Raw genomic sequence first — 26317 nt, forward strand, 5'->3', positions numbered from 1 at the left:
CATTTCCCCCACCAAACGCCCCGGTATCCTGCGGATGTCCACCCCCACCCCACCACCAGCCGAAGGGCACCCCCGTGAGCGTCATCCGCCCGGCCGCCGTCGTCGTACTCGCAGCGGGTGAGGGCACCCGTATGAAGTCGGCCACACCGAAGGTGCTGCACGAGATCTGCGGTCGCAGCCTCGTCGGCCATGTGCTGGCCTCCGCTCGTCAGTTGGACCCCGAGAACCTGGTCGTCGTGGTGGGGCACGCGCGGGAGAAGGTCACCGCGCACCTCGCCGAGATCGACCCCGGCGTCCGCACCGCCGTGCAGGAGCAGCAGAACGGCACCGGGCACGCCGTACGGATGGCGCTGCAGGAGCTGGGCGGGAGCGTCGACGGGACCGTGGTCGTGGTGTGCGGGGACACTCCCCTGCTGACCGGTGACACGCTGAAGCGGCTCGCGGCGACGCACTCCGCCGACGGCAACGCGGTGACCGTACTGACGGCCGAGATGCCGGATGCGACGGGGTACGGGCGGATCGTGCGGGACGACTCCGGCGCGGTGACGGCGATCGTGGAGCACAAGGACGCCTCCGGGACGCAGCGGGAGATCCGGGAGATCAACTCCGGGGTGTTCGCGTTCGACGGGGCGCTGCTGGCGGACGCGCTGAAGCAGGTGCGGACGGACAACAGTCAGGGTGAGGAGTACCTGACCGATGTGCTGGGCATCCTGCGCGAGGCCGGGCATCGGGTCGGGGCGTCCGTGGCCGCCGATCACCGGGAGATCGCGGGGATCAACAACCGCGTGCAGTTGTCGGAGGCCCGGCGGGTCCTGAACGAGCGGCTGCTGACGGCGGCCATGCTCGGCGGGGTCACCGTGGTGGACCCGGCCAGCACCTGGATCGATGTGACGGTCACCTTCGAGCAGGACGCGGTGGTGCATCCGGGGACGCAGCTGACGGGTGCCACGCACCTGGCGGAGGGCGCGGAGGTCGGTCCGAACAGCCGGCTGCACGACACCCGGGTGGGTGCGGGGGCGCGGGTGGACAACACCGTGTCGGACGGTGCGGAGGTTGGGCCGGAGGCGTCCGTGGGTCCGTTCGCGTATCTGCGGCCCGGTACGCGGCTGGGTCGCAAGGGCAAGATCGGCACGTATGTGGAGACGAAGAACGCCGAGATCGGTGAGGGGACGAAGGTTCCGCACCTGAGTTACGTCGGTGACGCGACGATCGGTGAGTACACGAACATCGGTGCCGCGAGTGTGTTCGTGAACTACGACGGTGAGAAGAAGCACCACACGACGGTCGGGTCGCACTGCCGTACCGGATCGGACAACATGTTTGTGGCGCCTGTCACGGTCGGGGACGGTGCCTACACGGCGGCCGGCTCTGTGATCACCAAGGATGTGCCGCCCGGTTCGCTGGCCGTGGCCCGTGGTCAGCAGCGGAATATCGAGGGTTGGGTGGCGCGCAAGCGTCCCGGGAGCGCGGCGGCGAAGGCGGCCGAGGCGGCGTCCCGGGAGTCGGGCAGCGAGGGCTGACCGAAACAGGTGCGTCGAAGACGGCGTACCGTGATAAGTGCACACACCCGCACCCCCACCAGCTGAGACGGCCTGCCGCCGCGCCCCAGCGGCGAGGTCTCTCGACACCCAGCTGAGAACACCTCTGAGGAGACAGTGCTGTGACCGGGATCAAGACGACCGGCGAGAAGAAGATGATGTTCTTCTCCGGCCGCGCCCACCCCGAGCTTGCCGAGGAGGTCGCCCAGCAGCTGGGTGTCGGGGTCGTCCCGACGAAGGCCTTCGACTTCGCGAATGGTGAGATCTATGTCCGTTATCAGGAGTCTGCTCGTGGTGCGGACTGCTTCCTGATCCAGAGCCACACGGCTCCGATCAACAAGTGGATCATGGAGCAGCTGATCATGATCGACGCGCTGAAGCGTGCGTCGGCCCGCTCCATCACGGTGATCGTGCCGTTCTACGGTTACGCGCGGCAGGACAAGAAGCACCGGGGTCGTGAACCGATTTCGGCGCGTCTGATCGCGGACCTGATGAAGACGGCGGGTGCGGACCGCATCCTGACGGTGGATCTGCACACGGATCAGATCCAGGGCTTCTTCGACGGCCCGGTCGATCATCTGTTCGCGCTGCCGCTGCTGGCGGACTACGTGGGCCGCAAGGTCGACCGGTCGAAGCTGACGGTGGTGTCTCCGGACGCCGGCCGGGTGCGGGTGGCGGACCGCTGGTGTGACCGTCTGGGTGCGCCGCTGGCGATCGTGCACAAGCGGCGTGACAAGGACGTGGCGAACCAGGTGACCGTCCACGAGGTCGTGGGTGAGGTCAAGGGCCGGGTCTGTGTGCTGGTGGACGACATGATCGACACCGGTGGCACGATCTGCGCGGCCGCGGACGCGCTGTTCGCGCACGGTGCGGAGGACGTCATCGTGACGGCGACGCACGGTGTGCTGTCGGGTCCGGCGGCGGACCGGCTGAAGAACTCGCGGGTGAGTGAGTTCGTGTTCACGAACACGCTGCCGACGCCGGGTGAGCTGAACCGTGAGCTGGACAAGATCACGGTGCTGTCGATCGCGCCGACGATCGCGTCGGCGGTGCGTGAGGTGTTCGAGGACGGTTCGGTGACGAGCCTGTTCGACGAGCAGTAAGGGTTCTGCAGCCCGCGGGCTGTTGATCGTTTTGGGTACGGCCTCCCTGTCCGAGTAGACTGCTGCAGTTGCTCGGCGAGGGAGGCCGTACCTGTCTGGTGCGGCGGTCCGTAATCGACGCGCTCTTCGTAGCAGGCCGTTCGTTGGCCGGGTAACCCCGCCCGTTTTCCGCTTTCTACGAGGAGTGATCCATATGTCCGAGGTGAAGCTCGCCGCCGTCACGCGCACCGAGTTCGGCAAGGGTGCCGCGCGTCGTATCCGCCGCGACAACAAGGTTCCCGGTGTTCTGTACGGTCACGGTTCCGACCCGCTGCACCTGACCCTGCCGGGCCACGAGCTGCTGCTGGCGCTGCGTACGCCGAACGTCCTGATCGCGCTGGACATCGACGGTCAGCGCAACGAGCTGGCGATCCCGAAGGCCGTGCAGCGCGACCCGCTGAAGGGCTTCCTGGAGCACGTGGACCTTCAGCTGGTCCAGCGCGGCGAGACGGTCACGGTCGAGATCCCGGTGCACGCCGAGGGCGAGCTGGCCCCCGGTGGCAACCTGCTCGAGCACGTGCTGAACGCCCTGCCGGTCGAGGCCGAGGCCACGCACATCCCCGAGGCCGTCACGGTGTCCGTGGAGGGCCTGGAGGCCGGCGCCTCCGTCCTGGCCAAGGACATCACCCTGCCCAAGGGCGTCAAGCTGGCCGTCGAGGACGACACGGTCGTCATCCAGGTCCTGGCCGCGCAGGCCGAGGAGGCCGTCGAGGGCGCCGAGGGTGAGGGCGAAGAGGCCGCCGAGGCCTGATCCATCGCTCTGCGGTACGACTGCCCACAGCGGTAGCTTTTCCAGCCGCTGCTTCCCCGGCCGGGGGAGCAGCGGCTGTCGCACGTGAGGAGACACGGACGTGACCACATCCGCCAACGACCCCTGGCTGATCGTCGGGCTGGGCAATCCCGGGCCGGAGTACGCGATGAACCGGCACAACGTGGGGTTCATGGTGGCGGATCTGCTCGCGGAGCGGATCGGTGGCCGCTTCAAGCGGGCCGGCAAGGCGCAGGCGCAGGTCGTCGAGGGGCGCATCGGTCCGCCCGGGCCGGCCAACCGGCGGGTGGTGCTGGCGAAGCCGATGTCGTACATGAACCTGTCGGGCGGTCCGGTGAACGCGCTCAGGGAGTTCTACAAGGTGCCGCTCGGACACGTGGTCGCGGTGCACGACGAGCTGGACATCGACTACGGCACGCTGCGGGTGAAGCTGGGCGGCGGGGACAACGGTCACAACGGGCTGAAGTCGATCACCAAGGCGATGGGGCGGGAGTACCACCGCGTGCGGTTCGGCATCGGGCGGCCGCCGGGGCGTATGCAGGTGGCGGACTTCGTGCTGAAGGACTTCTCGTCGGCGGAGCGCAAGGAGCTGGACTGGTTCGTGGACCGGGCGGCGGACGCGGTGGAGTGTCTGGTGTCGGAAGGTCTGGAGCGGGCGCAGAGCGCGTACAACTCCTGACTTGTCCCTTACGTGAGTTGACCGGGTGTACAGGTATGGCCAATGATCCCGGCCATGCCTGCCACAGCCCTCCGGTCCCGTCAGGTCTCGCTCGCCGCGCTGCGGCTCGGGCGGCTCGCCGCGATGAGTACGGTCGCGGCGCTGATCCTGGTCGCGGGGGTGTGGGCGTCCTGGGGGACGGCGCAGCACGTGATGCTGACCAAGGGCCGTGAGCACGGGACGGTCGTGGTGACCCGGTGCGGTGAGGACACGTGCAGCGGGCCGTACACACCGGCGTCGGCGGGGTCGACGGCGCGGCGCAGCGTGGTGATCGACGACCCGGTCGCGGTGCGGGAGGGCGGCACGTACGCCGTGGTGGTGAAGCCGGGCAGTGACGAGGTCGTGCGCTCGGGGCCGGCCGGGATCCTGTACGCGTGGGTGCCGCTGGGCGGGGCGCTGCTGCTGGCGTCGGTGGTCGTGGCGGGCGGGCTGCGGTGGACGCGGGCGGCGTGGGTGCTGGCGGGGTCGGGGATCGCGTTGCTGACCGGGGCTTTCCTGGCGGTGTGAACGCGGGGGCGTTCCTGGCCCGTAGGGCACGGGCGCCGGAGGTGCGCGGGGGCGTTCGTCGACGGATCGGCGCGGGGGCGTTCGTCGACGGATCGGCGTGGGGTTCGTGACGGTCTGACGGTTATCGCCGTTCTCCGGGTTGTGGAGACTCCGAGTGTTGCCTGTTCGTGATTGACCTGGTCTGCGGGGTGGCAGGAAGCTGAGCCGCCCCCTCCACATCTTCCCGTTCGCTTCTCGAAGATGGACTGCCCATGCGTACCCCCACCCGCGTCGGCGCCGTGTGCGCCCTCGCCGCGGCTGCCGTGTTCACGGCGCCCGCCGCTCATGCGACCGCGCCCGGAGACAACGGCACGGTCAAGATCCACGATGCCTCGACCGGCGAGGAGCTGCGCCGCAACGAGCCGCACGTCTGCACGTTCTACCTCGACGCCTTCGGTTTTGACGGCGGTCAGCAGGTGTCCTGGCACATCGAGTCCTGGGCGCCGACGGCCGACGTGAAGGGCGAGACGGTGAAGTCCGGTGCGATCGCTCTGGACGGCGCGGGTCATGGCCGTACGGAGGACCTGTCGTTGCCGGACGGGCACTACAAGCTGTTCTGGAACTTCGCCGGTGAGAAGAGCAAGGCGGCGAAGCACAAGGTGTTCTGGACGGACTGCTCGCCGGCGCAGGGCGGCGGGGCGCCGTCGGCCTCCGCGTCCGCCTCGGCGTCGGCGTCGGCGTCGGCCGGGTCGTCCGCGTCGCCGGCTCCGTCGTCCTCCGCCTCCGCCTCCGCCGGCGGGCCCGCCCCGTCGGCGTCCGCGTCCGCCGGTGGCGCTGCCCCGTCGGCGTCCTCGTCGCCGTCGGCCGGCGGTGCGGCCGGGGGTGACCTGGCGGAGACCGGGAACAGCGCGCCGGTGGGTGTGCTGTCGGGTGTCGCGGCGGCGCTGGTCGCCGGCGGCGGTTTCCTCGCGTTGCGGCGCCGGAAGGCGGCCCGCGGCTGATCTGCTGCGGTGAGCACAGGACGGTGCCCCCGAGCCGTGCGGCTCGGGGGCACCGTCGTATGCCGTCGTCTGTCCGGGGAGGGCGGTCAGCCGGTGTTGCGCAGGCCGGCCGCGACACCGTTGACGGTGAGCAGCAGGGCCCGGGCGAGCAGCGGGTCGGGCTGCTCGTCGGCCGCGGCGGCGTCGCGGTGCCGCTTGAGCAGGGTGACCTGGAGGTAGCTGATCGGGTCGAGGTAGGCGTCGCGGATGGCGAAGGTCTGCTTCAGGACGGGCTGGGCGTCGAGGAGTTCGCTCTCGCCGGTGACGCGGAGCACCTCGGCGACGGTCAGCTCGTGTTCGGCCTTGATGGTGTCGAAGACGTGCTTGAGGTGGTCGGGGACGAGGGTGTCGACGTAGTGCTGGGCGATGCGCAGGTCGGTCTTCGCGAGGGTCATCTCGACGTTGGAGATGAAGTTGCGGAAGAAGTGCCACTGCTGGTGCATCTCGTCGAGCACGGTGTCGAGGCCGGCCTCGCGCAGTGCCTTGAGGCCGGAGCCGACGCCGAACCAGCCGGGGACGATCTGCCGGGACTGGGTCCAGCCGAACACCCACGGGATGGCCCGCAGGCCGTCGAGCGAAACGCCGGAGCCGGGGCGGCGGGAGGGCCGGGAGCCCAGGTGCAGGTCGGCGAGCTGATCCACCGGCGTCGACGCGAGGAAGTACGTCGGCAGGTCCGGGTCCTCGACGAGGCGGCGGTAGGCGGCGTGGGCGGCGTCGGAGACGACGTCCATGGCGGCGTCCCAGCGGGCGAGGGCCTCGTCGGACTGGCGGGGGGCGGTGTGCAGGGCGGAGGCCTGCAGGGTGGCCGCGACCGTCAGTTCCAGGTTCTCCCGGGCCAGGGACGGGATGAGGTACTTGTCGGAGATGACCTCGCCCTGCTCGGTGACCTTGATCTCGCCCTCCAGGGTGCCCCAGGGCTGGGCGAGGATCGCGTCGTGGGAGGGGCCGCCGCCGCGGCCGACGGTGCCGCCGCGGCCGTGGAAGAGGCGCAGGCGCACGCCGTAGCGGTGGGCGACGTCGCGCAGGCGGCGCTGGGCGCGGTGGATCTCCCACTGCGAGGTGGTGATGCCGCCGAACTTGGAGGAGTCGGAGTAGCCGAGCATGACCTCCTGGACGTCGCCGCGCAGGGAGACCAGGCGCCGGTAGGAGGGGTCGGAGAGCATCTCCTCCAGGATGGTGTCGGCGGCCTTCAGCTCGTCGGTGGTCTCCAGCAGCGGCACGATGCCGATCTTGGCCCAGCCGGCGTGCAGATCGATCAGTCCGGCCTCGCGGGCGAGGACGGCGGCGGCGAAGACGTCGTCGGCGCCCTGGCACATGGAGATGATGTACGACTCGATGACCTCGGGTCCGAAGACCTCCAGGGCCCGCTTGACGGTCTGGAAGACGCCGAGGGTCTTCAGCCCGGCCGCGTCGACGGGGGCGGGGCTGGGCGCGAGCGGCCTTCTGGAGCGCAGCTCCTTGGCGAGGAGCTTGGTGCGGTACTCGCGCGGCATGTCGGCGTAGCGCCAGGACTCCTCGCCGAGGCGGTCGAAGAGCTGCCCGAGGGCGTGGTGGTGGGCGTCGGCGTGTTCGCGGACGTCCATGGTGGCGAGCTGGAGGCCGAAGGCGGCCAGGGTGCGGATGGTGCGGGCGAGGCGGCCGTCGGCGAACAGGCCGCCGCGGTGCGCGCGCAGGGAGTTCTGGATGATGCGCAGGTCGGCGAGGAGTTCACTGGTGCCGAGGTAGTCGCGGCCGCTCTCGTGGGGGGTGCCGGCGGCCAGACGCTGCTTGGTGTTCTCCAGCTTCTGCCGGATGCAGGTGGCCTTGAGCCGGTAGGGCTCCTCGGCGTTGAGGCGCTTGTAGCGGGGGCTGATCTCGGGGAGGTGGTCGAGGTCGGCCTTGAGCGAGTCGAGCAGCTCGTCGGTGGCGCCGGTGTAGCGGATGGAGTTGGACAGCAGGCCGCGCAGCTCGTCGATCATGTCGAGGGCGTCGTTGATGCCGTGCTCGTGCTGGAGGATGAGCACGTCCCAGGTGACCTGGGGGGTCACGTTGGGGTTGCCGTCGCGGTCGCCGCCGATCCAGGTGCCGAAGGTGACGGGGCGGGTGTCGTCGGGGAGCTTGACGCCGACGCGCTCGAGTTCCGCGGTGAGGTCCTCGAGGACGTCGCCGACGGCGCCGGCGTGCAGTTCGTCGAGGTAGTAGATGGCGTTGCGGGCCTCGTCGGCGGGTTCGGGGCGTACGACGCGCAGCTCGTCGGTCTGCCAGACGAGGTCGATGTTCTCGGCCAGGCGGGTGTCGTGGCGGCGCCGGTCGGAGTCGAGGACGGGCTCTTCGAGGAGTGCGGCGATACGCCGGAGCTTGTTGAGGACGGACCGGCGCGCGGCTTCGGTGGGGTGCGCGGTGAACACGGGGCGGACGTTCAGGTGCTGAACGGTCTCGCGCAGGTGGTCGGGGTCGGCGTCCTTGAGCCGGTCGGCCGTACGGGAGAGCAGACCGCCCTCGGCGGCGCGCTTGGCGCGCAGTTCGCGGCCGCGGTGCACCTGCTCGGTGACGTTGGCCAGGTGGAAGTAGGTGGAGAAGGCGCGAACCAGCTTGGCCGCGGTCTCCAGTTCGATACCGCGCAGCAGTTCGGCGGCGGCGTCGCCGTCCTCGCGGGTGAGGCGGCGGACCTTCTCCACCAGGTCGAGGAGCTCGGGGCCTTCCTGGCGGACGAGGGTCTCGCCGAGGAGATCGCCCAGCCGGCGGATGTCGGCGCGCAGCTCACTGCTCGTGGTGATGGTCTGGTCGTCGGCACTGCTCACAGGTGCGGCTCCTTGCAGTGTTGAAGCTCGTCTGGGAGGGGAACCCGGACGAGCGTCTCGAGCGACGGGCACCGATTGCGTGCCGGACGTCCGGGAAAAACTTCAGAGCGGACCGCGCTGTCCGACCGACTCCAGGATAGGTGCCGCCGGAACGCGCAGGCCCATGGGCTCTTGCCGCCGGGCAACACGCTGCCATACTTACGATGCCGTAGGTTACGGAACCGTAGGAAAGAGAATCGGGTCCCGAAGCCCGGCATCGCCCAGACCCTCGACCCCACAGGGGACGCGTATGACCACTAGCTCCTCCGATGTGATCGCAGACGCTCGTAAGGCGCCGGACGACACGCCCGTACCGCCCGCCACCCTCGGCGGCGAGCAGAAGCGTTCGATCGAGCAGATCGCGCTGCTGTTGTTCATCACTGTTCCGTTCCTCGCGCTGGTGGCGGCGGTGCCGCTGGCCTGGGGATGGGGCGTGAGCTGGCTGGATCTCGGCCTGCTGGTCTTCTTCTACTACCTCGGCTGCCACGGCATCACGATCGGCTTCCACCGGCACTTCACGCACGGTTCGTTCAAGGCGAAGCGCCCGCTGAAGATCGCGCTGGCGATCGCCGGGTCGATGGCGGTGGAGGGGCCGCTGGTGCGCTGGGTGGCGGACCACCGCCGGCACCACAAGTTCTCCGACGCCGAGGGGGACCCGCACTCGCCGTGGCGGTACGGCGAGACCGTGCCGGCGCTGATGAAGGGCCTGTGGTGGGCGCACATCGCCTGGATGTTCGACGAGGAGCAGACCCCGCAGGAGAAGTACGCCCCGGACCTGGTCAAGGACCCGACGATGCGGGCCATCTCCCGGCAGTTCGTGCTGTGGACGGCCCTGTCGCTGGCGCTGCCGGCGGTGATCGGCGGACTGGTGACGATGTCCTGGTGGGGCGCCTTCACGGCGTTCTTCTGGGGATCACTCGTCCGGGTGGCGCTGCTGCACCACGTCACCTGGTCGATCAACTCCATCTGCCACGCGGTGGGCAAGCGGCCGTTCAAGTCGCGGGACCGCTCGGGCAACGTGTGGTGGCTGGCGATCCTGTCGTGCGGCGAGTCCTGGCACAACCTGCACCACGCCGACCCGACCTCCGCGCGGCACGGTGTGATGCGCGGCCAGATCGACTCCTCGGCGCGGATCATCCGCTGGTTCGAGATGCTGGGCTGGGCGTACGACGTGCGCTGGCCGTCACGCTCGCGTATCGATTCTCGTCGCAGCAGCGAAGATGACCGCTCCCGGAGGCGGAAGGTGAGCGCCGACGCGGCATGATGGACGCCGTGGCGACCGACTCCAGCACCTCCAGCAATGACAAGCCGCGGCGTGTGCGTCGCACCCGGATGACCGGTGCCGAGCGCCGCCAGCAGCTGCTGGAGATCGGTCGGACCCTGTTCGCCGCGAAGGGCTTCGAGGGCACGTCGGTGGAGGAGATCGCGGCGAAGGCCGGGGTGTCCAAACCGGTGGTGTACGAGCATTTCGGCGGCAAGGAAGGGCTGTACGCGGTCGTCGTGGACCGTGAGATGCGGCGGCTGCTGGACATGGTGACGAGCTCGTTGACGGCCGGCCATCCGCGTGAGCTGTGCGAGCAGGCCGCGTTCGCGCTGCTGGACTACATCGAGGAATACACGGACGGGTTCCGCATCCTGGTCCGTGACTCCCCCATCCCCCAGTCGACGGGCTCCTTCGCCTCGCTGATCTCGGACATCGCCACCCAGGTGGAGGACATCCTGGGGCGCGAGTTCAAGTCGCGCGGCTTCGACGCGAAGCTGGCCCCGCTGTACGCGCAGGCGCTGGTCGGCATGGTGGCGCTGACCGGGCAGTGGTGGCTGGACGTGCGCCGCCCGAAGAAGGCGGAGGTCGCCGCCCATCTGGTGAACCTGGCGTGGCACGGGCTGGACGGGCTCGAGCCGAAGCCGCGGCTGATAGGTCACCGCAAGAGCTGACACACAGGGATGAGGGCCCCCGGATTGCTCCGGGGGCCCTCATCGATCGCTGCGGGCGCGACTGCCTGTACGCCGGCGCGCTCAGTGCTTGAAGACGTCCTTCGTCTTCTCCTTGGCCTGGCGGGCGTCGCCCTTCATCTGGTCGGCCTCGCCCTCGGCGGTCATGCGCTCGTTGCCGACGGTGCGGCCGACCGCTTCCTTGGCCTTGCCCTTGAGCTGTTCCTTCTTGCCCTTGGCCTTCTGCTCGCCTGCCACGGCTGATCACTCCCAGTCAGGTCTGCGGGGGGTTACCTCACACCGGGTGACCCGATCCGGGCCGCTCAAACGTGGGCTCCAGGAACTCCAGCCGGTTGCCGACGGGATCCTCGGCGTAGAAACGCAGGTGACCTGGGAGGTTGCCGTCCCACGTCACCCGGGCGCCGAGGGCGGTGAGACGGTCGGCGTACGCCTCGATGCCGGTGACGCGCAGCCCGGGGTGTGCTTTGCGGGCGGGACGGAAGTCGTCTTCGACACCGAGGTGCAGCTGGACGGCGCCGGCCTGGAACCAGCAGCCGCCGCGGGCCGCGAGCACCGGCGGCTTGGGGATCTCGGTCATGCCCAGGACCCCGGTGTAGAAGGCGCGCAGGGCGTCCTCGCTGCCGGGCGGGGCGGCGAGCTGGACGTGGTCGATCGCGGCGATCATCCTCGGGTCTCCTTGACCGCTACGGCGAACAGGCGGCGGAAGGGCAGGACGGTGCCGTAGGGCGCGCTCGGGTAGGCCTCGCGCAGCAGGTCGCGGTATTCGGCGAGGAAGGCGTCGCGGGCCTCGGGGTCGTCGGCGAGGGCGGTGAGGGCGGGACGCAGGCCGGTGCCCTTGACCCAGTCCAGCACCGGGTCGGTGCCGGGCAGGACGTGGAGATACGTCGTCTGCCACACGTCCGGGGTGCAGCCGAGCCGGGCCAGCCGGTCGAGGTAGGCGCCGGGGGTGTGCACGGAGTCGGTGCGGCGCAGGACGCCGCCGAGGCGGGAGCGCCAGCGGGGGGTGCCGGCGAGGTCGCGCATCAGGGCGTGCAGCGGGGCGTCGATGTTGTCGGGGACCTGGAAGGCGAGGGTGCCGCCGGGCCGCAGGGCGGCGATCCAGTCGGCGAACCGGTCCGCGTGCCCCGGCACCCACTGGAGGGTGGCGTTGGAGACGATCACGTCGTACGGCTCGCTGGGCGTCCAGTCGCGGACGTCGGCGTGCGCGAAGTCGAGGTGTCCGCCTCCCGCTGTCGGGCCCTCGTGGCCGGCGTGGGCGGCGTCCAGCATCTCGGGCGCGTTGTCGTAGCCGGTGATGTGGGCGGTGGGCCAGCGCTCGGCGAGCAGGGCGGTGACGTTGCCGGGGCCGCAGCCGAGGTCGGCGATGCGGGGCCAGTCACCGGGCGGGCTGGGGATACGGGCCAGCAGGTCGGCGAAGGGACGGGCGCGGTGCCCGGCGTGGCGGAGGTACTGGTCCGGGTCCCAGGTCGGCTTGGTCATGTCTCCACTGTCCCCGCGCATTTATCTTGATGTCAAGAGACTCGATCTCAAGAGACTTAATATCGACACAACCACTACACTGATCGCCATGGAGGACGAGGTCGATCGGCTGGTCGCAGCGTGGCGCCGGGAGCGTCCGGACCTCGACGTGGAACCGCTCGAGGTGCTCAGCCGGGTGAGCAGACTGGCCCGGCACCTGGACCGGGCACGTCGTCTTGCCTTCTCCGAGCACAGTCTTGAGCCCTGGGAGTTCGACGTGCTGACGGCCCTGCGGCGTGCGGGCGCCCCCTATCAGCTCTCCCCCGGGCAGCTGCTGACCCAGACGCTGGTGACGTCCGGGACGATGACCAACCGGATCGACCGCCTGGCCAAGAAGGGCCTGGTGGAGCGGTTGCCCGACCCGAGCGACCGGCGCGGTGTGCTGGTGCGCCTGACCGACGAGGGCCGCGACCGCGCCGACCAGGCGCTGGCCGGGCTGCTGGACCAGGAGCGGGCGATCCTCGCCGAGCTGTCCCGCGCCCAGCGCGGTGAACTGGCCGGGCTCCTACGCCAGCTGACCGCCCCGTTCGACAACATCCCCGGCTGACGGGCCGGTCAGGTCGGCCGGCCCCACACCGGCGCGGCGGGCCAGCGCCACGGCCGCGAGGGTGGAGTGCACGCCCAGCTTGCCCAGCACGTTCTGCATATGGGTGCGCACGGTGTGCGGGGAGAGGAACAGCCGCTCGGCGACCGCCTTGCGGCCGAGCCCGGCGACCATGCAGCGCAGCACCTCCCGCTCGCGCGGGGTGAGGGACTCCACCAGCCGCTCGCTCTCGGTGCGGTGCTTGCGCGCGGCCGTCAGCTCGCGCAGGACGCCGGTCAGCAGGGCGGGCGGCAGATGCGTCTCGTCACGCAGCACCCCGCGGATCACGGTCAGCAGCCGGGACAGCGAGGAGTCCTTGGCGACCCAGCCGCAGGCCCCGGCCTGCAGGGCGAGTGCCGCGCGCCTCGGGTCGTCCTTCTCCGCGAGCACCACGATCCGTACGTGCGGCTGCGCCGTGCGTACGCCGGCGACCAGGGAGATCCCGTCGACGACACCGTCGTCACCGCCCTGCGGCACGGGCGGCGCGGGCCGTATCCCGGGCGGCATCGCCCCCAGGTCGGCGTCGACGAGCGCCACGTCGAAGCGGCGTCCCTCGGCGGCCGCCCGCTCCAGCGAGCGCAGTGCGGCCGGGCCGCTGCCGGCCGCGGCGACCTCGACGTCCGGCTCCGCGGCCAGCGCCGCGGCCAGCGACTCGGCGAAGATGCGGTGGTCGTCGACGACCAGGACTCGGATGCGCACCACGGATGACCCCCAGGCCTCGCCACGACGACCGGCGCGGACACGGCGCCCGAGGGGTCGGGCGAACCGTACGGCCGCCGCCGTACCGGACCGCTTCCCCCCGCCGAGCGCCGTACCCGGCTTCACTCGCCCCCTGAACGAACACCGGCCCCCACCGGTGCTGTTCACAGGGTAGGGCCGCAGCCGGGCAGGGCAAGGAGAATTGCAGAACTGGCGGATCCCGGCGTTTAGGGTGAGCCGCATGTTCCGTATTGAGGCACGAGTGGACAAAGAGCGACGCCATCTGCTGCGCTCGCGCCTCCGGGAGGCGAACACCGCGGCCTCCCCCGTGCTGCGCGCCCTGCGCGGCACCCCCGGCGCACGGGACGCAGCCCTGCATCTGTGGGCCCTGGACGGCGCCGGGGATCTCGCGGGCGGCCTGGTCGGGCGGACCTGGGCCGGCTGGCTGCACGTCGATCATCTCTGGGTGGACGAGCGGCAGCGCGGCGCCGGCCTCGGCTCGCGCCTGCTCGCGCGGGCCGAGCGCCTCGCCCGCACGGAGCGCGGCTGCACCGCCGTACGCCTGGAGACCTGGGACTTCCAGGCGCCCGGGTTCTACCTCAAGCAGGGTTATGAGGTGGTGTGCGTGATCCCCGACTATCCGCCGGGGATCACGGAGTACACGCTGGTCAAGCGGATCGACTGAGCCGGCGCGCGCCCGCGGAGGGGACCGCCTCGAACACGCGCGGGGCGGTCAGGCCCGCCGTGGCGAAGGCTTCCTCGACCGTCTTGGTGATGGTGTCCACGTCGGAGATGTCGGCCAGGACGATCGCCGAGCCGCCGAAGCCGCCGCCGGTCATGCGGGCGCCGAGGGCGCCGGAGGCCAGCGCCGTGTCGACGACCAGGTCCAGCTCGCGGCAGGAGATGCGGAAGTCGTCGCGCAGGGAGGTGTGGCCCTCGACGAGGACCGGGCCGATGGCTCGGGTGTCGCCGGACTCCAGCAGCGCCACGACCCGCTCGACCCGGTGGTTCTCGGTGACGACGTGCCGGACCAGGCGGACGACCTCCTCCTCGTCCCCGAGCCGGGCCAGCGCCGCGTCCAGGTCCGCGTAGGGCACGTCGCGCAGGGCGTCGACGCCGAGCAGGGCGGCGCCCTTCTCGCAGCCGGCGCGCCGCTTGCCGTACTCGCCCTCGCTGTGCGCGTGCTTGACCTGCGTGTCCACGACCAGCAGGCGCATGCCCTCGGCCGCGAGGTCGAAGGGGATCTGCCGCTGGGACAGGTCGCGGGTGTCGAGGAACAGGGCGTGGCCGGCCTGGCAGCAGGCCGACGCGGTCTGGTCCATGATGCCGACCGGGGCGCCGACGTAGACGTTCTCCGCGCGCTGGCACAGCCGGGCCAGCTGCCAGCCGCGCAGGCCGAGACCGAACAGGTCGTTCAGGGCCAGGGCGACGACGACCTCCAGCGCCGCCGAGGAGGACAGGCCCGCGCCCGCCGGGACGGTGGAGGCGAGATGGATGTCCGCGCCGGTCACCGGGTGGCCGGCCTCCCTCAGCGCCCACACCACGCCCGACGGGTAGGCCGTCCAGCCCTTGTCCGACTCGGGGGCGAGGTCCTCGACGCGCAGCTCGACGACGCCGCCCTCGATGTCCGCCGAGTGCAGGCGCAGCCGGCCGTCCTCACGCCGGCGCACCGCGGCGAGCGCGGTGTGCGGCAGCGCGAACGGCATGACGAAGCCGTCGTTGTAGTCGGTGTGCTCGCCGATGAGGTTGACGCGGCCCGGCGCCGCCCACGCCCCTTCCGGCTCGGCTCCGTACAGCTCTTCGAACCGCTCGGCTACGGCGCCGGCGACGGCCTCGCTCATCCCTGACCCTGACCTTTCGTACCTTCTGCTCGAAAGTGCGTTACTTTGCGCGGTTCTGCGCGAACTCCCAGGCGTCCGCCACGATCCCGGCGAGGTCCGCGCGGCGCGGCTGCCAGCCGAGGCGCTCACGAGCGGTGTCCGCGGAGGCGACCAGGACCGCCGGGTCGCCGCCCCGGCGCGGGGCGACCACCTCGGGGATCGGGTGGCCGGTGACCTTGCGCACGGTCTCGATGACCTCGCGGACGGAGAAGCCGTTGCCGTTGCCGAGGTTGCAGATCAGGTGCTCGCCCGGCCGGGCGGCCCGCAGCGCCAGCAGGTGCGCGTCGGCCAGGTCCGCGACATGGATGTAGTCGCGCACACAGGTGCCGTCCGGCGTCGGGTAGTCCTCGCCGTAGACCGAGATCGCGTCGCGGCGGCCCTGGGCGACCTGGAGCACCAGCGGGATGAGGTGCGACTCGGGGTCGTGGCGCTCGCCGTAGGCGCCGTAGGCGCCGGCGACGTTGAAGTAGCGCAGGGAGACCGCGCCCAGGCCGTGCGCGTTCGCCTCACTGGTGATCATGAAGTCGACGGCGAGCTTGGTGGCGCCGTAGGGGTTGGTGGGCTTCGTCGGGGCGCTCTCGACGATCGGGACCTCTTCCGGCTCGCCGTAGGTCGCGGCCGTGGAGGAGAAGACGAGCGTGCGCACGCCCGCCTCGCGCATGGCGCCGAGCAGGGCCATGGTGCCGCCGACGTTGTTGTCCCAGTACTTCTCCGGCTTCACCACCGACTCGCCGACCTGCGAGAACGCCGCGAAGTGCAGCACGCCGTCGAAGGAGGAGTCCAGCCACTTGGCGGCGTCGCGGATGTCGCCCTCGATGAACGCGGCGCCCGCCGGGACACCCTCCCGGAATCCCGTGGAGAGGTTGTCGAGGACGACGACCTCGTGGCCGGCCTCCAGCAGATGCTGGGCCACCACACTGCCGACGTACCCCGCACCGCCCGTCACCAGGTACTTACCGCTCATGAACTCGCTACCTCTCGCAGTCGCTCGGCCGCGCGCTCCGGGGGCACGTCGTTGATGAACACGCTCATGCCGGACTCGGAGCCCGCGAGGTACTTCAGCTTGCCCGACGTCCGGCGAATGGTGAAAAGCTCCAGGTGGAGCGCGTAGTCGTCACGGGTGACGCCGTCGGGCTCCACCAGCGGGCCGAACGGCGCCTGGTGCCAGGCGGCGATGTACGGCGTGGGCGGTTCACCACTTCCGAAGATCCGGTCGAAGCGCCTCAAGAGTTCCAGATAGAGCTGGGGGAACTCTGTGCGGGCCCCCTCGTCCAGCGCCAGCAGGTCCGGCACCCGCCGCTTCGGGTACAGGTGCACCTCGTAGGGCCAGTGCGCCGCGTACGGCACGAACGCCACCCAGTGCTCGCCTTCCAGGACGACCCGCTCGCCGGCCAGCTCGCGTTCCACGACGGCGTCGAAGAGGTTCTCGCCGCCGCTCGCCTCCTTGTACGCCGCCACCTGGCGCAGCATCAGCGCGGTGCGCGGGGTGGTGAACGGGTAGGCGTAGATCTGCCCGTGAGGGTGGCCGAGGGTCACGCCGATCTCGGCGCCGCGGTTCTCAAAACAGAACACCTGCTCGACGGAGGGCAGATGCGACAGCTCCGACGTGCGGTCGGTCCAGGCGTCCAGGACCAGCCGCGCCTGTTCCTCGGTCAGATCGGCGAAGGACGCCCGGTGGTCGGAGGTGAAGCAGACCACCTCGCAGCGGCCGGAGTCGCCGGCGAGCGAGGGGAAGCGGTTCTCGAAGACTACGACGTCGTAGGACGAGTCCGGGATCTCGCTGAGCCGCTCACCCTCGGACGGGCACAACGGGCACTCGTCGGCCGGGGGGTGGTAGGTGCGGCCCTGGCGGTGCGAGGCGATCGCGACGGCGTCGCCGAGCAGCGGGTCGTGGCGGATCTCGGAGGTGGTCACGGTCCGCTCCAGCGGGCGCCGGTCGACCGCGCCCCGCACCGTGTCGTCGCGCAGGTCGTAGTAGATCAGCTCACGACCGTCGGCCAGCCGGGTCGAGGTCTTCTTCACGCCGGACTCCCTCTGTCCTCACCCGAGCGCCTGCTGGGGGACCGAAGCACTGCTATGACTCAACACAATCAAACATAACACGTCACAACCCACCAGAGCCCTGCACATCACAATCCAACAAAGACCATCACCAGAAGTGTTCATTTTCTAAACGCGGACGCGTAGGTTCCGCTGAGGATCAGTTCGCGCAACGAAGCGAGTGCTTAATGCAGACCCCCACAACCGCCACATATCTGGCCGCCGGGCTACGGCTCCCCACGAACTGGCTCGACTACACGATCCTCGCGATCTACTTCCTGGTCGTGCTGGGCATCGGCTTCGCCGCCCGCCGGTCGGTGAAGACGAGTCTCGACTTCTTCCTGTCCGGGCGCTCACTGCCCGCGTGGGTGACGGGCCTGGCGTTCATCGCGGCCAACCTCGGCGCCACCGAGATCCTCGGCATGGCCGCCAACAGCGCGCAGTACGGCGTGTACACCACCCACTGGTACTGGATCGGCGCCATCCCGGCCATGGTCTTCCTGGGCCTGGTGATGATGCCCTTCTACTACGGCAGCAAGGTCCGCTCGGTCCCCGAGTTCCTGCTGCTGCGCTTCGACAAGTGGGCGCATCTGCTGAGTTCGATCCTGTTCGCCCTCGCGGCCATCCTGATCGCGGGCGTCAACCTGTACGCCCTCGCGATCGTCGTCGAGGCCCTGCTCGGCTGGCCGCAGTGGGTGGCGATCGTGGTCGCCGGCTTCTTCGTCCTCGCCTACATCACGCTCGGCGGCCTGTCCTCGGCGATCTACAACGAGGTGCTGCAGTTCTTCGTGATCCTCGCCGCCCTCATCCCGATCACCGTGCTCGGCCTGAAGAAGGTCGGCGGCTGGGACGGCCTGTCCGACTCCCTGACCAAGAGCCACGGCGGTGACTTCCTCACCTCCTGGGGCGGCACCGGCATCGGCCACGCCAACCCGCTGGGCGCCAACTGGCTGACGATCGTGCTCGGCCTCGGTTTCGTGCTCTCCTTCGGCTACTGGACGACGAACTTCGCCGAGGTGCAGCGCGCCCTGTCCGCGAAGAACCTCTCCGCGGCCCAGCGCACCCCGCTGATCGCCGCGTTCCCGAAGATCTTCATCGTCTTCCTGGTGATGATCCCGGGTCTGGTCGCCGCCGTCCTCGTGCCGAAGATCGGCACCGCGGGCTCGGACCTGCAGTACAACGACGCCATCCCGTACCTGATGGAGCAGTTGCTGCCCAACGGTGTCCTCGGCATCGCCGTGACCGGTCTGCTGGCCGCGTTCATGGCCGGCATGGCGGCCAACGTGTCGTCCTTCAACACCGTGTTCACCACCGACATCTGGGCCAAGTACGTGGTGACGGACCGCGAGGACTCCTACTACGTGCGCTTCGGCCGGCTCATCACCGCGATCGGCGTGCTCGCCTCGATCGGCACCGCGTTCCTCGCCTCGTCGTTCTCGAACATCATGGCGTATCTGCAGACGCTGTTCTCGTTCTTCAACGTCCCGATGTTCGTCGTCTTCATCATCGGCATGTTCTGGAAGCGGGCGTCCGTCAAGTCCGGCTTCTGGGGCCTGCTCGCGGGCACCACGGTCGCGATGCTGAACTACTTCTGGATCTACAAGCAGGGCGTCATCGACATCCCCTCCGACCAGGGCGCCAACTTCGTCTCCGCGATCGCGGGCTTCGTCGCGGGGGCGGTGGTGATGGTGGCGGTGTCCCTGTTCACCAAGCCCAAGCCGGTGGAGGAGCTCCAGGGCCTCGTGTACGGCACCCGCTCCCCCGGGATGTCCGAGCCGCCCGCCGCCGGGGACGACGCGTGGTACCGCCGGCCGGCGCTGCTGGGCTGGGGCGCCGTCGTGCTGGCAGCCGCCTGCTACATCCCGTTCTCGTTCTGAGGGCCTGTCAGTCAGGAGTGTGAGAAAGCATGAGTGAGAATCCCGGGCACCGCGAGCACCGTGAGTACTCCGAGCGGGATGTGCAGCGCGAAGTCACCGAACTTCAGGGGAAGTCGGCGACCGCGGCGCGGCTGTTCGACATCCGGCGGATCATCGGCGGGCTGTTCGTCGTCTACGGCGTCATCGTCACGATCACGGGGCTGACGGACTCCGACGCGGCGATCGACAAGGCGCAGGGTGTCAATATCAACCTCTGGACGGGGCTGGGGATGCTGGCCCTGGGGGTGTTCTTCCTGGTGTGGCTGAAGCTGCGGCCTGCGGCGCCGGTTCCTCCGGAGGGTCGCGTGGAGTGACTCCGTCGGGGCGCGGGTGCGGGTGCCCGCGGCCGGCGGCAGTGCGGAGTGACGCCGTCGGGGCCGCGGGCACGTTGCCGGGTGCGGGTCGGTCGTGGCCGGTCGCGCCCACGCGGCGGAGCCGCATATCGAACACAGCCCCGCGCCCCTTCAGGGCGTTGCCATGCCGTCAGGCGTGGAGTTGCCCGCCCTCTCCAGCAGGCCCGTTCGCGCGGCGAGTGCCGCCGCTTCCAGGCGGGAGCCCACGCCGAGTTTCATCAGTACTCGCTGCACGTGGGTGCGGGCGGTCGACGGTGCTATGCCCATGCCCGCCGCGATCACCCTCGTGTCCTCGCCGTCCGCGACCCGGACCAGGACCTCCACCTCCCGCGGCGTGAGGATCGACAGCAGGCGCCGGCCCTCGTCGTCCGGCTGGACCGCGGGGTTGAGCAGCTCGCCGAACGCCTGCTGCAGCAGGGCCGGTGCCACCGCCGCCTCCCCCGTGCGCGCCTTCATGAGGGCCCGCTCGACGCCCTCGATCCGCTCGTCGTGCCGTACATAGCCGCACGCCCCCGCCGCGAACGCGGCCGCGATGCCGCGCGGGCTCGGCACCGGGCCCAGGACCAGCACGGCCACCTGCGGCCGCTCCCGCCGGATGCGCGCCACGGGATCGAACACCCCCGGCTGCGCCGGCGCCGCCGTCCCCAGCAGACACACCTCCGGCGCCCGCGAGATCACCAGCTCCGCCGCCCCCGCGACGGGCGCCGTCGCGGCGAGCACCCGGTGCCCCCGCAGCTTCAACGCCGAGGCCAGCGCCTCCGCGTGCAGTCGGTGGTCGTCGACCACCATCAGCCGCACTCCCAAGAGAACCCCCCAGTCCCCCCGATCCATTGCTCCCGGAAGCTACACGCTTGTACGACATCGCGCGCCCCCTACGCGACGAAAAGTGGCCCCGCCCCCTGAACGGGGACGGGGCCACAGGGCACGGATCAGCCGGACGTCACCGCGTGCCGAAGGCGATCGCGAGGTATTCCCTCTCGCCCGCCATCGGCTTGCGGGCGAAGGTGTCCGCCATGTACAGCCGGCCGCCGGCGAAGATGAACTCCGCGTGGTCCGGGAGCATGCTGGTCTCCACGTCCCGCACCGACCGCGTCGCCGGGTTCTCCAGCAGCGTCGTGGCCTTGAAGCTGCCGCCGTCGATGCTGACGATCTGCCCGCCCTTGTCGTACGGCGGCCGCTTGTACGCGATGACGTTGGAGCCGTCCATGCGCAGCGGGGTGTAGGTGTAGCCGTCGCCGGCGTCGGCGCGCTGGCCGGTCTGCTTGCCGGTGGCCAGGTCGAAGGCGACGATCTCGTTGGTCTTGCCGTGGTCGCCGGTGCTGTCGTGCTCCGCGGTGGAGACGTACAGCTTGCCGTTGCCGACCACCAGGCCGTGGCAGTTCTCGACCTCGTCGAGGGTGTCGCAGGTCTCCGTGTAGCCGTCGCCGGACAGGGAGATGCGCGCCTTCAGCTGTCCGGTGGCGTTGTCGATGGAGAAGATGTCGGACACCCCGCTGCCGTTGCCGGTGTCACCGACGTCGGCGCCGACGACGAGCGGGTTGCTGGAGACGATGGCCGCGTCGTCGATGCCCGCGGACATCTTGTAGTCGGAGAACACCTTCCCGGATTTCGGGTCGATGGTCTGGATGTGCACCACGGGGTTGTCGTACGACCCGCACTTGCGCACCGCGACGAGCTTCTCCCCGCCGCCGTACCCGGCGTCCTCGCAGGTGTCGGCCGCCTTCGGGGCCCACAGGGACTTGCCGGAGGTGGCGTCCCACGCGGCGCCGCCGTCCAGGCCGCCGGAGGCGACCGTGCCGCCGCTGAGGGTGACGTTGTCGAACGTGGCCAGCTCGTCGCCGTTCTTGGCCGTCTGCGTCCACAGCTTCTTGCCGGTCGTCAGGTCGATCGAGGCGACCTGGCTGCAGCCGTGGGACGGCTTGTCCTTGGTCGGCATCGCGGGCTCGAACACCACGGCCGCCTTGCCGTCGGCGGAGGCGTACTTGCTGGCCGTGCACACCGGGCCGGGCAGCGGGATCGACCACATCTTGGTGCCCTTGGCCGGGTCGTAGCCGACGATCTCGGCGTTGCCGGTCTTGGCGTACACCTTGTCGGTGAGCCAGGAGCCGTTGACGCTGACGCTGCTGTCGTCGGTGACCGGCGGCATGGGCACCTGGAACAGCACCTGCGAGGCGGGGTTGTCCGGCACCTTCTCGCTGCCGCCACCGCCGGCGGGCGTGTCGCCGTCCTTGCCGCCGCCGGTGGGACCCGCGGAGCTGGCCGTCTCGTCCTTGCCGCCCTTGGAGTGGGAGTACCAGACGCCGCTGCCGATGATCAGCGCGCACGCGACGACGGCGGCGACGATGATCGCCACCTGCGGGTTGACCTTGCGTCCGCCGCCGGACGACGGCGTGGCCTGCGGCTGGGGCGCCGTCTGCTGCGGGTGGCCGTAGCCGGGCTGCTGCCCGTACGGCGCCTGCGGCTGGCCCGGGTAACCGTAACCGGGCTGCGGAGGGGTCGGGGGCTGGCCTGCCTGCGGGTAGCCGTAACCGGGCGCGGGCTGCTGCCCCGGCATCGGCGGCGGGGGCGTCTGCGGGGCCGGAGGCGTGTGCGGGGCGCCCTGCGGCTGCTGCGGGTAGCCGTAACCGGGGGCCGGCTGCGGGGCCTTGTTCAGGCTCGGCGCCGCGGCCGGACCCGGCGGGGTCGGCGGAGCGGCCGGCGGAGTCTGCGGGGCGGCCGGCGGCTGGGCGGGCTGCGGGGTTCCGTAGCCACCCGGCTGCTGCGGGGGCTGCGGGGTGCCGTAGCCACCCGGCTGCTGCGCGGGCTGCGCCGGCGGCTGGTCCTGCGGCGGGCCGAAGCCACCCCCCTGCTGCGGGGGCTGGTTCGGGGGCGGGGGCGGCTGGGTCATGACGTGGGTACCTCGGGTCGGACGACCGTGTCGTCGGCGGGGCGGGCGGGGAGGGAAGCGCACGCGGGAGCGGGGCCCGGCAACGGGCCCCGCAGCGGGCTCACTTGCCGAAGGCGAGCATCAGCTTCTCCTTCGCGTCATCGCCGCCGCCCAGCCGGGTGGTCGCGATGTAGAAGCGTCCGTCGACCCAGTCGTAGGTCTTGGAGAAGAAGCCGTTCTCGATCTCCGCGGTGGACGCGGGCATCTGCAGCAGCTTGGCCGGCTGGTGCGCGGTGCCCGCCGTCGGCACGGACACCACCTGGCCGCCCGCGTCGTACGACGGCTGGACGTAGGCGACGAGCTGGTTGCCGTCGACGCGCATCGGCAGCATCGACTCGTCGGCAGGGGACTTCACGCGCCACTTCTCCTTGCCGTTGGCGAGGCTGATGGCGACGACCTCGTTGGCACCGGTGGTGGCGTCGGTGGGCAGGTACAGCGTGTCGCCGCCGGCGGCGGTGCCGAGGCAGCCCTGCAGGTCGCGCTGGAAGATGCTCCAGCCGCACTGGAAGTCGAACTTCTCGTTGACGTTGACGTGGGTGCGCAGCTTGCCGTTGGCCTGGAGGACGACCATGTCCCAGACCTTCTTGTCCTCATTGGTGAGGTAGACGACCAGCGGGTCCATGGAGAAGACCTTCTTGACCTCCCAGCCCTTCTCCAGCGGCTGGGTCCACAGCACCGCCCCCGTCTTCGGGTTGAGGCCCTGCAGCTCCTCGTGCTCGTTCGACGTCATGGCGCCGCAGCTTGCGACCTGGATCAGCTTGGCCGTGCTGCCGGCGAAGGCGGAGGGGAAGCAGGCCGAGCCGTAGCGCTTCTTGTCGTACAGCTTGTGGCCGCTGTGCACGTCGAGGGCCACGCCGGACTGGGAGCGGCCGATCATCAGCGTGTCACCGGCGAGCGTCAGCTCGACGTTGAGGGCGCTGTCGAACAGGGCGCCGTCGTCGATCGCTCCGGTCCAGCCCTTCTGGCCGGTGGCGAGGTCGATCTCCTGGAGCTGATTGCACTTGGCGCGCTCGCTGGTGCCGTCCATGTAGGCGACGACGATCTTGTTGTCGGCCGTCTTCTCACGGGTGGCCGCGCAGATCTTCGACGCGAAGGTGATGGGGGTCCAGGCGGGCTTGCCGTCGGAGATGTTGTAGCCGAAGACCTGCTTGTAGGCCGCCTTGACGGTGACCTTGTCGGTGATCCACAGCCCGGGGGCGTCCGCACCGCCCTTGGGCGCGTCGGGCGCCGACTGGTACCACAGCACCTTCGCCTCGCCGGGCTGGCGGCCGGCGTTGAGGTCCTCGGCGTCGTGACCGCCGCGGTCGCCCGTGGGGCTCTCGGATCCGGTCGGCTTCGGGTCGTCGCTCTGCTGGGAGACCGGCGTCTTCTTCGGGTCGTCGTCACCGCTGAGCGCCCACACCGTGCCGCCGATGACGAGCAGCGCGGCGACGGCGGCGCCGATGACGGCGAGCGGCTTGCCCTTGAACGGGCCGCGGCCGCCGGGGGCTGCGGGCGGCGGGGTGCCGGGCGCGCCGGGGAACTGGGGCTGCTGCGGGTAGCCGTAGCCGGGCTGCGGCTGGCCGTAGGGGCCGGGCTGCTGCGGCGGGCTGTACGGGCCCGGCTGCTGGCCGTAGGGTCCGGGCGCGGGCGTGCCGGGGGGCGCGTAGGGGCCGCTCGGCTGGGCGTAGGGCCCGGGCTGCTGCGGGTAGCCGTACCCCGGCTGCGGGGGGCCGGCGGGCGGGGTCTGCGGAGGCGGCGGCGTCTGCGGTGCGCCGGGCGGCGCAGGCGGCGGACTCTGCGGTGGCGGCGGGTTCTGCGGAGCGCCGAACCCGCCACCGGGCTGCGGCGGCTGGTCCTGCGGCGGTCCGAACCCGCCCTGCGGCGGCGGCTGGTTGGGCGGCTGAGTCATCAGCGTCTCCCCCTACCTCACTGATTTTCACCCACGCCCTGAGGTACGCGATGGACCCAGAGTCGTTCGACAGACAGTTCTCAGACGGCCCTTTCTATCACCCGCCGCCGACGGTCCACCGGAGTGAGGCCGGGCCTGTACCCAACGGAGGACCGGCCCGTGATGCCCTCGTTACGCGCCTTCACGCCCCCTTCACGTGACGTGCGCGCGGGGCGCATGCGCCCGAACGGTCAGGCGTCCTCGGCCAGTTCCAGCCAGCGCAGCTCCAGCTCCTCGCGCTGGCCGGCCAGCTCCCGCAGTTCGGCGTCGAGTTCGGCCACCTTCGCGAAGTCCGTGGCGTTCTCGGCGATCTGGGCGTGGAGCTTGGCCTCCCGCTCGGAGACCTTGTCGAGCTGCCGCTCGACCTTCTGCAGTTCCTTCTTCGCGGCGCGCTGGTCGGCGGCGCTCTTCTCGGTGCCGGCCGGCTTGGGCGCCGCGGCGGTGACCTGCGCGGCGACCGCCTCCTCCATGCGCCGGCGCCGCTCCAGGTACTCGTCGATGCCGCGCGGCAGCATCCTGAGGGTGCCGTCGCCGAGCAGCGCGAAGACGCGGTCGGTGGTGCGCTCGACGAAGAACCGGTCGTGGGAGATGACGATCATCGAGCCGGGCCAGCCGTCGAGGAGGTCCTCGAGCTGGGTGAGGGTCTCGATGTCGAGGTCGTTGGTGGGCTCGTCGAGGAAGAGGACGTTGGGCTCGTCCATGAGGAGCCGCAGGAGCTGGAGGCGGCGGCGCTCACCGCCGGAGAGGTCGCCGACGGGCGTCCACTGCTTCTCCTTGCCGAAGCCGAACGTCTCGCACAGCTGACCGGCGGTCATCTCGCGGCCCTTGCCGAGGTCGACGCGCTCACGGACCTCCTGCACGGCTTCCAGCACCCGCGTGTTCGGGTTCAGCTCGGCGACCTCCTGGGAGAGGTAGGCGAGCTTGACGGTCCTGCCGACGGCGACCCGGCCGCCGGCCGGCTGCGCCTCGCCCCCGGTGCGGGCGGCGTCGGCCATCGCACGCAGCAGCGAGGTCTTCCCGGCGCCGTTGACGCCGACGAGGCCGATGCGGTCGCCGGGGCCGAGCTGCCAGGTGACGTGCTTGAGCAGCACCTTGGGACCGGCCTGGACGGTCACGTCCTCCAGGTCGAAGACGGTCTTGCCGAGCCGGGAGGAGGCGAACTTCATCAGTTCGCTGCTGTCGCGGGGCGGCGGCACGTCCTTGATCAGCTCGTTGGCGGCCTCGACGCGGAAACGGGGCTTGGACGTGCGGGCGGGCGCGCCGCGCCGCAGCCAGGCCAGCTCCTTGCGGACCAGGTTCTGCCGCTTGGCCTCCTCGGTCGCGGCGATGCGCTCACGCTCGGCGCGCGCGAAGACGTAGTCGGAGTAGCCGCCCTCGTACTCGTAGACGGCGCCGCGCTGCACGTCCCACATGCGGGTGCAGACCTGGTCCAGGAACCAGCGGTCGTGGGTGACGCACACCAGCGCCGAGCGCCGGGCGCGCAGGTGCTCGGCGAGCCAGGCGATGCCCTCGACGTCGAGGTGGTTGGTGGGCTCGTCCAGGACGAGCAGGTCCTGCTCCTCGATGAGCAGCTTGGCGAGCGCGATACGGCGCCGCTCACCACCGGAGAGCGGTCCGATGACGGTGTCGAGGCCCTTGGGGAAGCCGGGCAGGTCCAGCCCGCCGAACAGTCCGGTCAGCACGTCCCTGACCTTGGCGTTGCCCGCCCACTCGTGGTCGGCCATGTCGCCGATGACCTCGTGCCGGACGGTCGCCTCCGGGTCGAGGGAGTCGTGCTGCGTGAGCACGCCGATGCGCAGTCCGCCGGAGTGGGTGACCCGGCCGGTGTCGGCCTCCTCCAGCCTGGCGAGCATCCGGATCAGGGTGGTCTTGCCGTCGCCGTTGCGTCCGACGACCCCGATCCGGTCCCCCTCGGACACGCCGAGCGAGACACCGTCCAGCAGGGCACGGGTGCCGTACACCTTGCTGACGTTCTCGACATTGACCAGGTTGACGGCCATCTCACTC

The 26317-nt window shown here is 70.7% G+C and carries 24 protein-coding genes; 12 read left to right on the forward strand and 12 right to left on the reverse strand.

Going from position 1 to position 26317, the window contains the following annotated elements; translation table 11 throughout:
* The first annotated feature begins 74 nt into the window (after positions 1-74).
* The 6 genes from glmU to ACZ67Q_RS26070 all read left to right on the forward strand — a co-directional run bounded on the left by glmU (position 75) and on the right by ACZ67Q_RS26070 (position 5654).
* The gene (gene glmU, locus ACZ67Q_RS26045) at positions 75-1520 is read left to right on the forward strand and encodes a bifunctional UDP-N-acetylglucosamine diphosphorylase/glucosamine-1-phosphate N-acetyltransferase GlmU (RefSeq protein ID WP_471186424.1); all 1446 of its coding nucleotides are present in this window, start codon (positions 75-77) and stop codon (positions 1518-1520) included.
* Positions 1521-1660: 140 nt separating this feature from the next.
* Entirely contained in the window at positions 1661-2641 is a 981-nt protein-coding gene (locus tag ACZ67Q_RS26050) for a ribose-phosphate diphosphokinase (RefSeq protein ID WP_361628432.1), read from the forward strand.
* A 193-nt stretch (positions 2642-2834) separates the two neighbouring features.
* Positions 2835-3431, forward strand: a complete 597-nt coding sequence (locus tag ACZ67Q_RS26055) for a 50S ribosomal protein L25/general stress protein Ctc (protein WP_471186427.1) — start codon at positions 2835-2837, stop codon at positions 3429-3431.
* Positions 3432-3531: 100 nt separating this feature from the next.
* On the forward strand, positions 3532-4128 hold the full coding sequence (pth, locus tag ACZ67Q_RS26060) for an aminoacyl-tRNA hydrolase (RefSeq protein ID WP_471186430.1): 597 nt from the start codon (positions 3532-3534) through the stop codon (positions 4126-4128).
* Positions 4129-4170: 42 nt separating this feature from the next.
* Positions 4171-4674, forward strand: a complete 504-nt coding sequence (locus ACZ67Q_RS26065) for a hypothetical protein (protein ID WP_471186433.1) — start codon at positions 4171-4173, stop codon at positions 4672-4674.
* A gap of 251 nt (positions 4675-4925) precedes the next feature.
* Complete coding sequence (locus ACZ67Q_RS26070; RefSeq protein WP_471186436.1) at positions 4926-5654, forward strand: LPXTG cell wall anchor domain-containing protein; 729 nt, start codon at positions 4926-4928, stop codon at positions 5652-5654.
* Positions 5655-5740: 86 nt separating this feature from the next.
* Here the strand turns inward: ACZ67Q_RS26070 and ppc are convergent, their stop codons facing one another.
* On the reverse strand, positions 5741-8473 hold the full coding sequence (gene ppc, locus ACZ67Q_RS26075) for a phosphoenolpyruvate carboxylase (protein ID WP_471186438.1): 2733 nt from the start codon (positions 8471-8473) through the stop codon (positions 5741-5743).
* Positions 8474-8762: 289 nt separating this feature from the next.
* On the opposite strand from ppc, the gene ACZ67Q_RS26080 reads away from it, so the two are divergent.
* Both ACZ67Q_RS26080 and ACZ67Q_RS26085 read left to right on the forward strand, forming a co-directional pair.
* On the forward strand, positions 8763-9776 hold the full coding sequence (locus tag ACZ67Q_RS26080) for an acyl-CoA desaturase (RefSeq protein WP_471186441.1): 1014 nt from the start codon (positions 8763-8765) through the stop codon (positions 9774-9776).
* A complete protein-coding gene (locus tag ACZ67Q_RS26085; RefSeq protein ID WP_361628412.1) occupies positions 9773-10447 on the forward strand; it encodes a TetR/AcrR family transcriptional regulator in 675 nt (224 codons plus the stop codon). The genes ACZ67Q_RS26080 and ACZ67Q_RS26085 overlap by 4 nt, the downstream gene beginning before the upstream one ends.
* An 81-nt stretch (positions 10448-10528) precedes the next feature.
* Here the strand turns inward: ACZ67Q_RS26085 and ACZ67Q_RS26090 are convergent, their stop codons facing one another.
* Genes ACZ67Q_RS26090 through ACZ67Q_RS26100 form a run of 3 tightly spaced genes read right to left on the reverse strand, consistent with a single transcriptional unit; the run spans position 10529 to position 11944 of the window.
* Positions 10529-10702: a CsbD family protein gene (locus tag ACZ67Q_RS26090; protein WP_361628410.1), complete on the reverse strand. Its 174-nt coding sequence runs from the start codon at positions 10700-10702 to the stop codon at positions 10529-10531.
* Between the two features lie 37 nt (positions 10703-10739).
* Entirely contained in the window at positions 10740-11129 is a 390-nt protein-coding gene (locus ACZ67Q_RS26095) for a VOC family protein (protein WP_471186446.1), read from the reverse strand.
* The gene (locus ACZ67Q_RS26100; RefSeq protein ID WP_471186448.1) at positions 11126-11944 is read right to left on the reverse strand and encodes a trans-aconitate 2-methyltransferase; all 819 of its coding nucleotides are present in this window, start codon (positions 11942-11944) and stop codon (positions 11126-11128) included. Before ACZ67Q_RS26100 ends, ACZ67Q_RS26095 begins: the two co-directional genes overlap by 4 nt.
* A gap of 88 nt (positions 11945-12032) precedes the next feature.
* On the opposite strand from ACZ67Q_RS26100, the gene tamR reads away from it, so the two are divergent.
* A complete protein-coding gene (gene tamR / locus ACZ67Q_RS26105; protein WP_361628401.1) occupies positions 12033-12530 on the forward strand; it encodes a MarR family transcriptional regulator TamR in 498 nt (165 codons plus the stop codon).
* Here tamR and ACZ67Q_RS26110 read toward each other — a convergent pair.
* Positions 12489-13268 (reverse strand): LuxR C-terminal-related transcriptional regulator, encoded by a 780-nt coding sequence (locus tag ACZ67Q_RS26110; protein ID WP_471186452.1) that lies wholly within the window; start codon positions 13266-13268, stop codon positions 12489-12491. The genes tamR and ACZ67Q_RS26110 overlap by 42 nt on opposite strands.
* A gap of 238 nt (positions 13269-13506) precedes the next feature.
* On the opposite strand from ACZ67Q_RS26110, the gene ACZ67Q_RS26115 reads away from it, so the two are divergent.
* Positions 13507-13950 (forward strand): GNAT family N-acetyltransferase, encoded by a 444-nt coding sequence (locus ACZ67Q_RS26115; protein ID WP_471186455.1) that lies wholly within the window; start codon positions 13507-13509, stop codon positions 13948-13950.
* Here the strand turns inward: ACZ67Q_RS26115 and galK are convergent.
* The 3 genes from galK to galT are packed head-to-tail and all read right to left on the reverse strand — an operon-like array spanning position 13934 to position 17167.
* Positions 13934-15106 (reverse strand): galactokinase, encoded by a 1173-nt coding sequence (galK, locus tag ACZ67Q_RS26120; RefSeq protein WP_471186458.1) that lies wholly within the window; start codon positions 15104-15106, stop codon positions 13934-13936. The genes ACZ67Q_RS26115 and galK overlap by 17 nt on opposite strands.
* 40 nt (positions 15107-15146) lie before the next feature.
* Positions 15147-16109: a UDP-glucose 4-epimerase GalE gene (galE, locus tag ACZ67Q_RS26125; RefSeq protein ID WP_471186461.1), complete on the reverse strand. Its 963-nt coding sequence runs from the start codon at positions 16107-16109 to the stop codon at positions 15147-15149.
* A complete protein-coding gene (gene galT, locus ACZ67Q_RS26130; protein ID WP_471186464.1) occupies positions 16106-17167 on the reverse strand; it encodes a galactose-1-phosphate uridylyltransferase in 1062 nt (353 codons plus the stop codon). The genes galE and galT overlap by 4 nt, the downstream gene beginning before the upstream one ends.
* Before the next feature lie 206 nt (positions 17168-17373).
* On the opposite strand from galT, the gene ACZ67Q_RS26135 reads away from it, so the two are divergent.
* Together ACZ67Q_RS26135 and ACZ67Q_RS26140 are read left to right on the forward strand one after the other, a co-directional pair.
* Positions 17374-19062, forward strand: a complete 1689-nt coding sequence (locus ACZ67Q_RS26135; protein ID WP_471186467.1) for a sodium:solute symporter family protein — start codon at positions 17374-17376, stop codon at positions 19060-19062.
* A 29-nt stretch (positions 19063-19091) separates the two neighbouring features.
* Positions 19092-19415 carry a hypothetical protein gene (locus tag ACZ67Q_RS26140; protein WP_471186470.1) on the forward strand — a complete coding sequence of 108 codons (324 nt, stop codon included), beginning with the start codon at positions 19092-19094 and terminating at the stop codon, positions 19413-19415.
* 150 nt (positions 19416-19565) lie between these two features.
* Here the strand turns inward: ACZ67Q_RS26140 and ACZ67Q_RS26145 are convergent, their stop codons facing one another.
* The 4 genes from ACZ67Q_RS26145 to ACZ67Q_RS26160 all read right to left on the reverse strand — a co-directional run bounded on the left by ACZ67Q_RS26145 (position 19566) and on the right by ACZ67Q_RS26160 (position 26310).
* Positions 19566-20258, reverse strand: a complete 693-nt coding sequence (locus ACZ67Q_RS26145; RefSeq protein ID WP_471186473.1) for a helix-turn-helix transcriptional regulator — start codon at positions 20256-20258, stop codon at positions 19566-19568.
* Between the two features lie 136 nt (positions 20259-20394).
* Positions 20395-22341, reverse strand: a complete 1947-nt coding sequence (locus tag ACZ67Q_RS26150) for an outer membrane protein assembly factor BamB family protein (RefSeq protein ID WP_471186476.1) — start codon at positions 22339-22341, stop codon at positions 20395-20397.
* Between the two features lie 100 nt (positions 22342-22441).
* Positions 22442-24271, reverse strand: coding sequence for an outer membrane protein assembly factor BamB family protein (locus ACZ67Q_RS26155; RefSeq protein ID WP_471186479.1), 1830 nt, complete (start codon positions 24269-24271; stop codon positions 22442-22444).
* 230 nt (positions 24272-24501) lie between these two features.
* Positions 24502-26310, reverse strand: coding sequence for an ABC-F family ATP-binding cassette domain-containing protein (locus ACZ67Q_RS26160; RefSeq protein WP_471186482.1), 1809 nt, complete (start codon positions 26308-26310; stop codon positions 24502-24504).
* Between the last annotated feature and the right edge of the window lie 7 nt (positions 26311-26317).

Source organism: Streptomyces sp. NPDC036813 (assembly GCF_055609245.1).